This window comes from Paenibacillus sp. N3.4 (genome assembly GCF_008017805.1).
Taxonomy (GTDB): Bacteria; Bacillota; Bacilli; order Paenibacillales; family NBRC-103111; genus Paenibacillus_E.
In genome coordinates this window covers 19,271-31,823 of the sequence record NZ_VRTT01000083.1, presented here as the reverse complement: position 1 = coordinate 31,823, position 12,553 = coordinate 19,271, and the positions used below count along the sequence as shown (strand labels likewise).

Genomic DNA, 12,553 nt, shown 5'->3' with positions numbered 1-12,553 from the left:
AGTCTATGAGTTGACGATTACGCTGCCAATCCTAATTGCCTCTTTATTCGCCTTCGGTACCGGTTTCTTTGCCGGTAAATCCTATAGCTTTCAAGCTGCAGCAATAGGCGTAGTGTTAGCGCAAGTCTATGAGTTGACGATTACGCTGCCAATCCTAATTGCCTCTTTATTCGCCTTCGGTACCGGTTTCTTTGCCGGTAAATCCTATAGCTTTCAAGCTGCGTGGAACGGAGCTTTGGTTGGAATTATGGGGGCTATGGCAGGGGTTCTCTTCGGTGTGATGCTGTTGGCATCCAATAAAGTGATCCTTATTGCCAGTACGGCATTTCTCATCTTTATGTTCCTCACGCAAAAATGGATCGAATGGCAATCCAATCGTATCGAGAAAAAGACAAAGCCTGTCAAAGGCGGTAAAAATCAACCCAAGGCTGCAACTGTGACCTATAAGGGTACAATCATCCTTGCGGCAGTTGTCGTTGTTTTTGGAGCAGGCATTCTGATTCAAAAAAATCAAATTAAGGTAGGGCTAATTGGCCAACCTCAAACACAAACGGCCACAATCGATGAAAAAAATGATCTCCAAGTTGCTACTGTTCAAGTGACTCGTTCCGGCTTAAGTCCGAAAAATACGGATTTTTTACCCAAGCAGATGATTAAAGCCGTTATCAATGTAGAGGAAAGCGCGGGAACAGGCCTAAAGCTAAAATCTCCGGTTCTAGGCATTGATGCCAATTTAAACAAAGGTGAAAATGTTTTCCTGATGAATAATCCACAGCCTGGAACTTACACGTATACCGTGGAGCCTGGCGGGTTTAAAGGGACTTTCACAGTGAAGTAGGAATCAAGACGATAGGTGAAAGTAATGGATAACATAAAGGGCGTCCCTATGCGGATAGCCCTTTTTCCTGTTACAGAAGAGAGTGGCCGCTGAAGAGACGCTGTAACGCTGAAAAATGTGCTTACAGCAGGAGACACAGCGGAAATAGCGACAAAGGCGGTCTGTAACGCTGTTTTTCAGCGTTACAGAGGAGGGCGGCGGCTGAAGAGACGCTGTAACACTGAAAAACGTGCTTACAGCAGGATACACAGCCGAAATAGCGACAAAGGCAGTCTGTAACGCTGTTTTTCAGCGTTACAGAGGAGGGTGCCTGCTGAAGTGAAGCTGTAACTCTAAAAACGTGCTTACATCAGGATACACAGCCGAAATAGCGACAATGGCGGTCTGTAACGCTGTTTTTCAGCGTTACAGAGGAGGGTACCCGCTGAAGTGAAGCTGTAACGCTGAAAAACGTGCTTGCAGAGTCACTTCGTCGGGGCAGCCACACCATATATAAGCAAAAACGTATGCGCTTGCTAAGCCCTTCTAATCTGCAAGTGTCACCTTGCTAGCGTAACACGCTCCGCCAGTTGGAAGCGATGTATATGGATATTGCGATATCGAGCAAAGCTATGTGTTTTTATTTATCAAAAATAAAATACTATATATTACCTAATTTCATTTTATTTAAAAGGAAATATCGCTAAATTCAAGGTTTCACTATGAATTTAGCGATATTTCAGTTGATTAATAAATGAAAGCGGTATCTATCATTAAAATAATGTAACATTTAGTATTTACATATGTTCATTACTGTCATATAATGATCTTGTGAAACAATGTAAATTAGTAATTTTTCTTTATTTCAACATTAAATAAGGAGGAGTTAACAACTAAACATGAAAGCGCTCTAAAAAATGTGGGATCTTATTTTACTTACTTTAGTTAACTAATGGAGAGGGGCATAAACAAAATGAGTATGTATAGAAAAAACTGGGTCAAGTCTTTGACTAGCGTTGCCTTAATTTCTTTGTTTCTGACGGCATGTGGAGGTAATTCGACAACTGGCAACAATACTTCGACTGCAGCACCGGCACCCAATAAATCAACCGCAGCTCCCGCAGCAGATAAAAAAAGCTCGCTGACCGTCAGTATGGTAACTGATGTAGGAGGCGTCAATGATAATTCCTTTAACCAAAGTGCTTGGGAGGGTCTTAAAGCATTCGAGGCTCAAACCGGTAGTAAAGTGGATAATTTGCAAAGCCAAAGCGATGCGGATTATGTAACGAATCTGAATCAATTCGTTAAGAACAAACGCAGTCTGATCTGGGGTATTGGTTTTATGATGGGCGATGCGATGAAGCAAGTGGCTGTTGCCAATAAAGATTCGAAGTTCGCTATTATTGATGCGGTAGTGGATGCGCCAAACGTTGCTTCCGTTACTTTTAAAGAAAATGAAGGATCTTACCTGGTTGGTGTGGTTGCTGGTTTAATGACCAAATCAAACAAAATCGGATTTGTCGGCGGTGCGGAGATTCCGGTCATCAAACGTTTCGAAGTCGGCTTTGTAGCTGGTGTGAAAGCGGTTAATCCAAATGCGAAGGTTGTTATTAACTACACAGGCGCATTTAACGCACCTGACCAAGGTAAAGCAGCAGCAGCGACGATCTACAACGATGGCGCGGATATCATTTTCCACGCTGCTGGCTCTACGGGAGATGGCGTATTTAATGAAGCTATCGAACGTAAGAAGAAAAATAAAGACATCTGGGTTATCGGCGTAGACAAAGATCAATCGACAACTTTCGGCAATGAAGTCACTTTGACTTCCATGATGAAACGAGTTAACGAAGCTGTTATTCGCGTTTCTAATGATCTTGCTAAAAATGATTTCAAAGGCGGCAAAGTACAAGATCTTGGACTTGCTGAAAATGGAGTAGGCTTGCCTGAGAAAAATCCTAACATCCCTGCAGATATTCTGAAAAAGGTACATGAATATGAAGTGAAAATTGTTAACAAAGAAATTAAGGTTCCTTCGGATAAATAATGTGTTTTGAATGATGACAAGGCTGGTTGTTTTCATGAAACTAGCCTTGCGCATCACTTTTGAATAAAGTAAGCAAATGAAATGGGTGATATTCATATGCGGAATGAACAAACAGTTGTTGAAATGCGTGGAATAACGAAGAGATTTCCGGGCATTATAGCCAACGACTCCATCAGCTTCCAAGTGAAAAAGGGAGAAATTCATGCACTGCTTGGTGAGAATGGTGCAGGAAAGTCAACCTTGATGAACATCCTTTTCGGGCTCTATGAGCCTGATGAAGGCGAGATATGGATTAATGAGCAGAAAGTGAATATTAAAGATCCGAAGTTTGCGATTGAATTGGGTATTGGCATGATTCATCAACATTTTATGCTCGTTGAACCGTATAGCGTCGTTCAGAATATCATTCTTGGCACGGAACCTACCAAAGGCATTACGATCGATTACGCGAAGGCTGTTCGCAAAGTTGAAGAATTATCAGCAAGTATGGTCTGCAGGTAGAGCCGCATCAACTGATCAAAGATATTTCAGTGGGCATGCAGCAACGTGTTGAAATATTGAAAACGCTCTATCGCGGCGCTGATATTTTAATTTTTGATGAACCGACTGCGGTGTTAACACCACAAGAAATTAAAGAATTGATGCAAATTATGCGCAGCTTGGTGAATGAAGGCAAGACGATCATTCTCATCACCCATAAGTTGAAAGAAATTATGGCTGTTTGCAGTGGAGTTACGATCATTCGGCGAGGCAAAGTCATCGACAGTGTGACCGTGAAAGATACGACTCCTGATGAATTGGCCGCAAAAATGGTAGGGAGAAAAGTTAGCTTCTCTGTAGAAAAGCAGGATGCCAATCCAAGCGAACCATTCTTGAAGCTGTTTAATGTAGAAGCATTAGACAACCGAGGAATCCCGGCATTAAAAGATTTATCCTTTGAGCTTAAAAGAGGAGAAATCTTAGGTATTGCCGGTGTTGAAGGCAACGGTCAAAGAGAACTGATTGAAGTGATAACCGGATTAAGGCGTGTGGAATCCGGAGAAATTCGAATTAAAGATAAGCCGATTCATAATCTAAAGCCGCGTCAAATATCGGAATCCAAAGTTGCGTACATTCCAGAGGATCGTCATAAAACAGGTCTTGTGCTTGATTTTACGGTAAGTGAAAATACGGTGCTTAAAAATTATTTTTACCCTGAATATAATAAAAACCTGTTTCTTAATTACGACAAAATCAATCAACATGCCGTTGATCTGATCGCCGAATATGACGTGCGTACACCTAGTGAAACAACACCAGCAAGAGCACTTTCAGGAGGCAATCAGCAGAAAGTGATCATTGCTCGGGAAGTGGATAGCGATCCCGATTTATTAATAGCTACGCAACCTACTCGGGGACTTGATGTGGGGGCGATCGAGTTTATTCATAAAAAGCTGATTGAGCAAAGAGATAAAGGAAAGGCAGTGCTGCTGTACTCGCTGGAGCTGGATGAAATTATGAATTTATCGGATCGTATCGCAGTTATGTACGAGGGCCGTATTGTTGGTATCGTTGATCCCAAAAAGACGAGTGAGCAGGAGATTGGCTTAATGATGTCGGGAAGCAAATCAGGACAGGGAGAGGAGAGCTCATGAGCAGGGTCATCAAATGGTTATTTAAAGAATCCTCGTTAATTTCTCTTATCTCCATTTTCTTGGGGTTACTTTTCGGAGCCGTCATTATGTTAATCGGAAACTACAACCCAATCCAAGCATATGGAGCATTATTCGAAAAGTCTTTTGGAGATCTGAACAGTATCGGCGAAGTCATTCGTCAAATAACACCGCTGATTTTCACTGGTTTATCTGTTGCGTTTGCGTTTCGTACGGGTCTCTTTAATATCGGAGCTGAAGGACAATTCATTATGGGCGCCCTTGCTGCAGATTTTGTCGGCATTCAACTTCACCTACCATGGTATTTGCATATTCCAATAGCTATCGTAGCTGGAGGATTGCTTGGTGGATTATGGGGATCTATTGCTGGCTACCTGAAAGCCGTACGCGGTGTTCATGAGGTCATTACAACGATCATGCTGAACTGGATTGCACTTTATCTATCTAACTTCTTCGTAAAGACGTTCTTGCTTGAAAAAGGACAAATGAGATCTAAATTTGTGGATAAAAGCGCATGGCTCTCCTCCGCAGGTTTGTCCGAATTGTTCGGTAATTCAAGGATACATTATGGGATTATTATTGCTCTTACCTTGGCTGCGTTGTTTTATATCATTTTATGGAAAACGAAACAAGGTTATGAATTGAGGGCCGTCGGATTCAATCCTGAAGCATCGCAATATGCCGGTATTAATGTAAACAGAAATATCGTGAAGGCGATGTTTATCAGCGGTGTTTTTGCCGGAATCGGGGGCGTATGCGAAGTACTGGGCGTCTTCCATTATCAAGCGGTTAACACGGCGTTTCCGGGATATGGCATGATGGGGATCGCTGTTGCATTAATCGGTAGAAATACACCGCTAGGCGCTATTCTAGGTGCTGTCCTTCTAGGGGTTCTGACCTTCGGAGCATCGGGTATGAAGTTTGGCGCAGGTGTGCCGGAAGAATTAGTGAACATCGTTATTGCCCTCATTATTTTCTTCGTTGCTGCGAGTGGAATTGTGAAGTGGCTATTGAAGTTAGTTGCAAAAAGAAATAAGGAAGTGAGTAACCGTGCAAATCCTACAATTAGCAAGTGAATTGACGCACACAACCATCGTGTTTGCGACTGCCTTGATTTTCGCTTCGCTCGGAGGCTTGTTTTCAGAACGAGCTGGTGTCGTTAACATCGCTTTAGAAGGTATGATGACGGTCGGTGCTTTCACTGCAGCCATCGTAACTTATTTCGCTGAAACACAGTGGAACGGAGGAGGATGGTCGCCGTGGATTGGTTTTATGGCAGCCATTATTGTAGGAACGCTGTTTGCACTGCCTCATGCTGTCGCCTCTGTGACGTTCAAAGCCGAGCAAGTCGTTAGCGGCGTGGCACTTAACTTTCTAGCAATCGGACTCACGATTTATCTGTGCAAAGTATTGCTGAACGGCTCTGCCCAAACGCCTACGCTGAAACATGTTTTCTCGAAGTGGGATATCCCTTTGCTTTCGAAGATACCGTATGTAGGTCATGCTCTTTTTAGCGCTTATCCTACCAGCTATCTAGCCTTTATTGTCGTAGCGGCAGCAGCCTTCATGCTCTACAAAACACCGTTCGGCTTGCGTCTTCGTGCCGTAGGCGAACATCCCAAAGCGGCTGACTCACTGGGTGTCAATGTGTTTAAGATGCGTTACATGGCCGTGATGGCGAGTGGAGCATTAGCAGCGATGGGAGGAGCCGTTGTTACACTAACAACGACGAGTAATTTCTCGCACAATACGATTTCCGGTCAAGGTTATATCGCGCTGGCGGCATTGATCTTTGGGAAATGGCGGCCCGTGTCGGGATTGTTCGCTGCTTTGTTCTTTGGTGTTGCATCCGCACTCAAATCGGTCTTTCAAGTATATGGCATTACAGACTTCATCCCTGTCGATTTCATTTATATTTTCCCCTATGCGTTAACGATTTTAATCCTTGCTGGCTTTGTAGGTCGCGCAGTCGCTCCGGCAGCCAACGGGAAACCGTATGAAAAAGGACAGAGGTGAGAGCGTACATGCGTGATGAATTAATTCAAGCAGCAAAAGAAGCTAGGTTAAAAGCTTATACGCCATATTCGGGTTTCAAAGTAGGGGCGGCCATAAGGACAAAACGCGGAACGTTCATTACGGGCTGTAATGTGGAAAATGCGTCATACGGCTTATGCAATTGCGCCGAAAGAACCGCTCTCTTCAAAGCTTATTCAGAGGGTGAAACAGAATTCGAAGCGATGGCAGTCATTGCGGATTCGGAAGGCCCCGTGTCACCATGCGGAGCATGCCGTCAAGTCATGCTGGAATTGTGCGATGCTACGATGCCCGTTATTTTGACCAATCTTCAAGATGACATCTATGAAACAACAGTGGATGGATTGCTTCCATTCGGTTTTAAAATGCAGCGTGACTAAATTACTAGAATAGCAGGGGATATCTATGAAAGAAGTTATTCTCGCTTTTGCAGCGGGCGCATTTGTAGGAGTTGTATTTAAATATGTTCGTCTTCCTCTGCCTGCTCCTCCCGTTTTCTCGGCAGTTATGGGTGTTATGGGCGTTTATGTAGGCGGGAAGCTGGTAGAATGGCTCCATCGGGTAATCTCTTAAAAAGATTGTCTTTTATGCAGTTTCTCCTTATAATTATATTGAAATTATGTTAATTACCAATAAGCAATATTTCAATATATTTATGTAAGGGCGGAGACGTATGGGTGGAGATAAGCTAGATAAAATCATTGATGCAGCCAGAATGTATTATCAATTGGACTATAGTCAACAGGATATTGCTAAGCATCTAGGGGTATCTCGTCCCACTGTTTCGAGATTTTTGCAGCAAGCAAAAGCGGACGGTATTGTCCAAATTAAGATTATAGATCCAACAGAAAACAATGAGAATCTAGCAGCTCAATTAGAGGTGAAATTCCAGCTGCAAAAAGTGATAGTCGCTTCGGTTCCGCAGTACGAGGAGGCAATCGTCAAGAAGTATTTGGGTGAGGCTGCGGCAGAGTACCTGTACGAAGTCGTTAAAGATGGAGATCTGATTGCGACTACTTGGGGAACGACTCTTTATGAAGTAGCTACTAGATTGCAGAACAAACACGTGAAAGATGTGGCTGTTGTTCAGCTTAACGGTGGGGTTAGTTATTCGGAATTCAATACCTATGCTTCGGAAATCATTCATCTTTTTGGTGGGGCGTATAATACCAGTCCTCATCTCTTACCGTTGCCTGCTATTGTTGATCATACCGTTGTTAAGCAGGCTATTGAAGCAGACCGGCATATTCGCAAAATTCTCGACATGGGCAAGAAAGCCAATATTGCCGTGTTTACTGTCGGTGTTCCGACGGATGATTCTGTTTTGATGAGGGCAAATTATTTCTCCCCTTCGGATTTAGAAGTGATTCATGAGAAGGGAGTAGGAGATATATGTTCCAGATTCATTGATCTGGAGGGTGTTATTTGCAGTGAAGAGCTGGACCGTCGTACGATTGGCATCGATTTGGCAGAGTTGAGAAAGAAGGAAAAATCTATCCTTGTCGCCGGTGGCGTTAAGAAAGTGGATGCGATTTACGGCGCTATTTGTGGAAAGTATACCAATACATTAATTACCGATCAATTTACGGCCAAATACTTACTTGAATACAAGGCCTGATTGGAGAGGAGTTTCATGAACGAAGATCAATTGGCGGAGATCATCGGACTGATGGTAAAAGATAGCTTAGAACAAATGAGTTCCCAGCTTCGTATTCCTATCGGTGTATCAAATCGACATATTCACCTATCTCCAGAAGCCGTCGAAAGACTGTTCGGTTCTAAGGATGCTTTGACGCCAATGAAAGAGTTGTCTCAACCCGGGCAATTCGCATGCAAGGAAACGGTCACTCTTATCGGACCCAAAGGAAAGATTGATCGCGTTCGCATTCTTGGACCGGCACGAGGTGAAACCCAAGTTGAGATTTCACTCTTTGACGGCTTTACTTTGGGCATAAATCCTCCGATTCGTGATTCAGGTGATATAGAAGGTACGCCTGGCATTACGATTCAAGGTCCTAGAGGGCAGCTGCAAATAAGCAAAGGAGTCATAGCTGCCTCACGTCATATTCATATGCATCCTTCCGATGCTCAGCGATTCGGGGTAAACCATGGAGAACGTGTCAAGGTACAGATAGACGGTGTTCGCGGAATGATTCTTGACCATGTTCTTATCCGGGTATCTGAGAAATATCGATTGGACATGCATATTGATCTGGATGAGGCGAATGCAGGCCATGTGAAAAATGGTCAAACCGGTGTATTACTCAAGTAAGATGTGAAGGAGACGAACCATGAGCTTAGAGGAAACGGTTTCCAGAATCGTTCGCCAAGTCGTGAATGAGCTTCTTCTAAAAAAGGAAAAGCCTGCTGCTGAGGTTGGTCGCAAATCCGTTTTGATCGTTGTCGCGGACGAGCGCCATGCTGCGGATGTGAAGCAGCTGATCCATGACATTGCGGCGAGCACCCGAACCACCGTTGCTTACTGTAGAGCTGCGCCTACAGAAACGGAGCCGAGCGATAACTTTGAGCAAATCCTGTGGGCTGAAAGCGACAGGGCTCAGTGGTTCAAGGCAGTTGAGCAGGCTGAAATTATCGTGCTTCCGATTCTTTCAATCGGTACGCTCGTAAAAATTTCTTCCTTAATTGATGATGAACCGGCATCCGGGGCTTTTGTAAATGCGATGATGAACGGTAAAGAAGTTGTTGTATCCAGCAGTTATGTGCTCCCAACAGGGGTCAATAAGCTCTCTGTTCCTCCAGTTATTCTTGACGTTGTTAACGGCCATTTGCAGCAGCTTAGCAGGTATGGTGTTCATGTCGTGTACATGAAGCATTTGGCTGCGAAGGTGAAGAAGCTCAGCTCATCGCCTCGCAGCGTCAAAAGGCCGCTTGTTCATGCGAAACACGTGAGAGACTGGGTGAATGAAGGTGAAACAGAAATTTCTCTTTCTGCTAATGTGCTTATGACGCCGCTCGCAAAAGAAGAAGCTAAGTTACTCGGACTGGAATGGCGTCAAAGTCAGGAGGGGACAAAATGAACATTTGCCGAGTCATTGGCACTGTTGTTTCCACAACGAAAGATGAAAAGCTTACCGGCAAGAAATTGTTAATTGTTGAACCTGTAGATATGCTTACCCAAGCACCGGATGGCAAAGCGTTTGTCGCCATTGACACTGTACATGCGGGTAAAGGGGAAATCGTTATGACGGTAAGCGGCAGCTCAGCCAGACAAACGAAAGTTACCCAAGGCGTGCCAGTTGATGCAACCATCATTGCGATTGTGGATACGGTTGAGATTCATGGCAAAGTGACATTCAGTAAAAGTGAAGCGAGGTGAATGAGTTGAGTATTTCTGAGGCAGATATTAGGCAAATCGTTGCTCAAGTTATTGGTAAACTTCAGAATGAATCAGTCACTCCGAATCAAGGAGACGCTCTTGTTACCTATGAGCACGGAGTGTTCGCAACAGTGAATGAAGCGGTAGATGCTGCTAGCCTTGCATTCGGGAAATTCTCCCTGCTATCCCTTGCCCAGAGGGATTTAATTATCCGTAAGATGCGGGAAACCAGTCTTGCTCATGCAGCAGAATGGGCTGAGCTGGCTGTAAAGGAAACAGGGCTTGGAAGGGTTCCCGATAAGATTGCCAAAAACAAGCTTGCTGCCGAGAAGACGCCGGGAATCGAAGATTTGTTTTCACAATCAGTCAGCGGTGACAACGGCTTAACCTTGCTCGAATGCTCTCCTTTCGGTGTTATTGGCTCTATTACGCCAACAACCAACCCGGCCGCGACGATCATTAACAACAGTATCTCTATGGTATCCGCCGGCAATGCCGTCGTTTATAACCCGCATCCAAGTGCCAAAAAAGTTTCCATCAAGGCCATGCAATTGCTCAACCAAGCGATTGTTGCCGCGGGTGGTCCAGAGAATATGCTGACCAGCGTTCTGCTGCCTACTTTGGATACAAGCGAACAATTGATGAAGCATCCGAATATTCAAGCGTTGGTTGTAACCGGTGGTGGGGCAGTTGTGAAAGCTGCGCTGACTTCGGGCAAAAAGGTAATCGCGGCGGGCCCTGGAAATCCTCCTGTTGTTGTCGATGAAACCGCAGATTTAGGGCAAGCGGGCAGGGATATTGTACTTGGAGCCAGCTTCGACAATAACGTTTTATGTACCGCGGAAAAGGAAGTTTTCGTTGTTGAGTCGGTTGCAAACAGTCTAAAAGCAGAGATGACGAAAAATGGCGCCTATGAATTAAAAGGGTACCAGTTGACGAAGTTATTGGACCTCATTTTAACGAAACATCCTGAGAAGGAAAAGTATTTTCCTAACAAGGATTATGTGGGTAAGGACGCCAGTTATATTTTGAAAGCACTTGGCATTCAAACCGATGAATCAACCAAGCTCATTATCGCTGAGACACCTGAGAATCATCCGCTTGTGTATACGGAAATGCTGATGCCGGTTCTACCGATTGTGCGTGTTCCCAATGTGGATACCGCTATACGCTGTGCCGTTAAGGCCGAAAAAGGAAACCGCCATACGGCCATCATGCATTCCCAGAATATCAGCCATTTAACGAAAATGGCCAAGGCGCTGCAAGCAACGATTTTTGTTGAAAATGGCCCGTCTTATGCCGGTCTTGGTTTCGGTGGCGAAGGGTTTACAACCTTAACGATTGCAGGTCCTACCGGGGAAGGATTAACCTCCGCCCGCACGTTTACCAGAAAACGCAGAGTTGTGCTGGTGAATAAGGAGACATAAAACATGGCCAGAGCTGCTACAACCCGAAGAAGTGCCAATCCTAACGTAAGCAATCCCGTACAACCCATAAAACAACTAAACCAATTTACAGGAGGAATAACGAATATGAAAGAAGCATTAGGCATGATCGAAACTAAAGGACTTGTTGGAGCAATTGAAGCTGCGGACGCTATGGTGAAAGCCGCAAATGTTACCCTTATCGGCAAAACCCTGACAGGTGGAGGACTTGTAGCTGTGATGGTGCGCGGCGATGTAGGTGCTGTTAAGGCCGCAACTGAGGCAGGTTCCGAAGCAGCACGCAGAGTCGGGGAAGTCGTTTCCGTACACGTGATTCCAAGACCGCACAATGATGTGGAAATCATTTTGCCGCAAGCCAAATCGGAGTAAATCTGATTCATGGATAGCGCTTTAGAGAGGCACATACGGCATGTCGTGCAGCAAGTTCTAGCCACCATGGAGCTGACAGATGTCGCGGAGCAGTCGTCCATAGGACGGAACAAGCCTTTAATCGTTGCAAATTGGAAAATGAATATGACCTTGCAGGAAGCGCGAGCATTTTTCGGCCAGCTGAAGGATGCTTCAAGCGAGCATTGCGACGTTGTCTGCTGCCCGCCTTATCCGCTGCTTTATCCGCTCCGGGAGCTGATGCAGCAAGCAGGGATTGCCTTAGGTGCACAAAATATCCATGAGAAGTCCAAAGGGGCTCACACAGGAGAAGTACATGGTGAGCTGTTGTTCGAAATAGGCTGCAGTCATGTGATTATCGGCCATTCGGAGCGTCGGGCAGCCGGTGAAACGGATGAACAGATCGCCGCCAAGGTGCAGCAAGCGATTGCGCATTCGCTGATACCTATTGTGTGCGTCGGTGAAACGCAGCTGCAGCGGGAGATGGGACTGACGAAAGAAATCATTCGCACTCAAGTTGAATCTGCGCTCGCCGGAGTAAGCGATGGGCATGATAAGTTTATCATTGCTTACGAGCCTGTATGGGCGATTGGAACCGGTAAAACGGCACTACCGTCGGATGCGCAAAACATACATCGCGATATCAGACAGTTGCTTACTGAGAAAAAAGGCAGTGGTTTTGCAAATGAAGTTCCGATTTTGTATGGTGGTTCGGTAAGTGCGAGCAACATCAAGGAGCTTTGTGCCAGGGAAGATATTGACGGAGCTCTCGTCGGAGGAGCCAGCCTGCAAGTAAACTCTTTTGAAGCCATTCTGACGGCGCTTAAGTAGGGA

General features: G+C 45.0%; 13 protein-coding genes and 1 pseudogene. All 14 read left to right on the top strand.

From position 1 onward, the window contains the following. A partial coding sequence (locus tag FU659_RS35925; protein ID WP_187274468.1) for an MFS transporter occupies positions 1 to 838 on the top strand: 838 nt, incomplete at its 5' end. 952 nt (positions 839 to 1,790) lie between these two features. After that, positions 1,791 to 2,864, top strand: coding sequence for a BMP family lipoprotein (locus FU659_RS29115; protein WP_261808122.1), 1,074 nt, complete (start codon positions 1,791 to 1,793; stop codon positions 2,862 to 2,864). A 96-nt stretch (positions 2,865 to 2,960) separates the two neighbouring features. Next, positions 2,961 to 4,498 (top strand): annotated as a pseudogene (locus FU659_RS29110) (ABC transporter ATP-binding protein). After that, entirely contained in the window at positions 4,495 to 5,592 is a 1,098-nt protein-coding gene (locus FU659_RS29105; protein WP_147950774.1) for an ABC transporter permease, read from the top strand. The pseudogene FU659_RS29110 and the gene FU659_RS29105 overlap by 4 nt, the downstream one beginning before the upstream one ends. Beyond that, the gene (locus FU659_RS29100) at positions 5,567 to 6,532 is read left to right on the top strand and encodes an ABC transporter permease (protein ID WP_147950773.1); all 966 of its coding nucleotides are present in this window, start codon (positions 5,567 to 5,569) and stop codon (positions 6,530 to 6,532) included. Before FU659_RS29105 ends, FU659_RS29100 begins: the two co-directional genes overlap by 26 nt. 8 nt (positions 6,533 to 6,540) lie before the next feature. Continuing rightward, the gene (gene cdd / locus FU659_RS29095) at positions 6,541 to 6,930 is read left to right on the top strand and encodes a cytidine deaminase (protein WP_147950772.1); all 390 of its coding nucleotides are present in this window, start codon (positions 6,541 to 6,543) and stop codon (positions 6,928 to 6,930) included. Positions 6,931 to 6,955: 25 nt separating this feature from the next. Further along, complete coding sequence (locus tag FU659_RS29090; protein WP_147950771.1) at positions 6,956 to 7,123, top strand: XapX domain-containing protein; 168 nt, start codon at positions 6,956 to 6,958, stop codon at positions 7,121 to 7,123. Positions 7,124 to 7,223: 100 nt separating this feature from the next. Next, entirely contained in the window at positions 7,224 to 8,168 is a 945-nt protein-coding gene (locus FU659_RS29085; RefSeq protein WP_147950770.1) for a DNA-binding transcriptional repressor DeoR, read from the top strand. Positions 8,169 to 8,219: 51 nt separating this feature from the next. After that, complete coding sequence (pduL, locus tag FU659_RS29080) at positions 8,220 to 8,822, top strand: phosphate propanoyltransferase (RefSeq protein WP_222708666.1); 603 nt, start codon at positions 8,220 to 8,222, stop codon at positions 8,820 to 8,822. A gap of 19 nt (positions 8,823 to 8,841) precedes the next feature. Then, entirely contained in the window at positions 8,842 to 9,588 is a 747-nt protein-coding gene (locus FU659_RS29075; RefSeq protein WP_147950768.1) for a hypothetical protein, read from the top strand. Beyond that, entirely contained in the window at positions 9,585 to 9,887 is a 303-nt protein-coding gene (locus tag FU659_RS29070; RefSeq protein WP_147950767.1) for a EutN/CcmL family microcompartment protein, read from the top strand. Before FU659_RS29075 ends, FU659_RS29070 begins: the two co-directional genes overlap by 4 nt. Positions 9,888 to 9,892: 5 nt before the next feature. Continuing rightward, positions 9,893 to 11,314 carry an aldehyde dehydrogenase family protein gene (locus tag FU659_RS29065; protein ID WP_147950766.1) on the top strand — a complete coding sequence of 474 codons (1,422 nt, stop codon included), beginning with the start codon at positions 9,893 to 9,895 and terminating at the stop codon, positions 11,312 to 11,314. A gap of 105 nt (positions 11,315 to 11,419) precedes the next feature. Next, positions 11,420 to 11,701, top strand: coding sequence for a BMC domain-containing protein (locus FU659_RS29060; protein ID WP_187274469.1), 282 nt, complete (start codon positions 11,420 to 11,422; stop codon positions 11,699 to 11,701). 9 nt (positions 11,702 to 11,710) lie between these two features. After that, complete coding sequence (gene tpiA / locus FU659_RS29055; protein ID WP_261808121.1) at positions 11,711 to 12,550, top strand: triose-phosphate isomerase; 840 nt, start codon at positions 11,711 to 11,713, stop codon at positions 12,548 to 12,550. The last annotated feature ends 3 nt before the right edge of the window (positions 12,551 to 12,553 follow it).

Coding starts and splice junctions, on each gene's coding strand:
- FU659_RS29115 (WP_261808122.1), top strand. CDS start 1,791: ATGAGTATGTATAGAAAAAACTGGGTCAAGTCTTTGACTAGCGTTGCC.
- FU659_RS29105 (WP_147950774.1), top strand. CDS start 4,495: ATGAGCAGGGTCATCAAATGGTTATTTAAAGAATCCTCGTTAATTTCT.
- cdd (WP_147950772.1), top strand. CDS start 6,541: ATGCGTGATGAATTAATTCAAGCAGCAAAAGAAGCTAGGTTAAAAGCT.
- FU659_RS29090 (WP_147950771.1), top strand. CDS start 6,956: ATGAAAGAAGTTATTCTCGCTTTTGCAGCGGGCGCATTTGTAGGAGTT.
- FU659_RS29085 (WP_147950770.1), top strand. CDS start 7,224: ATGGGTGGAGATAAGCTAGATAAAATCATTGATGCAGCCAGAATGTAT.
- pduL (WP_222708666.1), top strand. CDS start 8,220: ATGGTAAAAGATAGCTTAGAACAAATGAGTTCCCAGCTTCGTATTCCT.
- FU659_RS29075 (WP_147950768.1), top strand. CDS start 8,842: ATGAGCTTAGAGGAAACGGTTTCCAGAATCGTTCGCCAAGTCGTGAAT.
- FU659_RS29070 (WP_147950767.1), top strand. CDS start 9,585: ATGAACATTTGCCGAGTCATTGGCACTGTTGTTTCCACAACGAAAGAT.
- FU659_RS29060 (WP_187274469.1), top strand. CDS start 11,420: ATGAAAGAAGCATTAGGCATGATCGAAACTAAAGGACTTGTTGGAGCA.
- tpiA (WP_261808121.1), top strand. CDS start 11,711: ATGGATAGCGCTTTAGAGAGGCACATACGGCATGTCGTGCAGCAAGTT.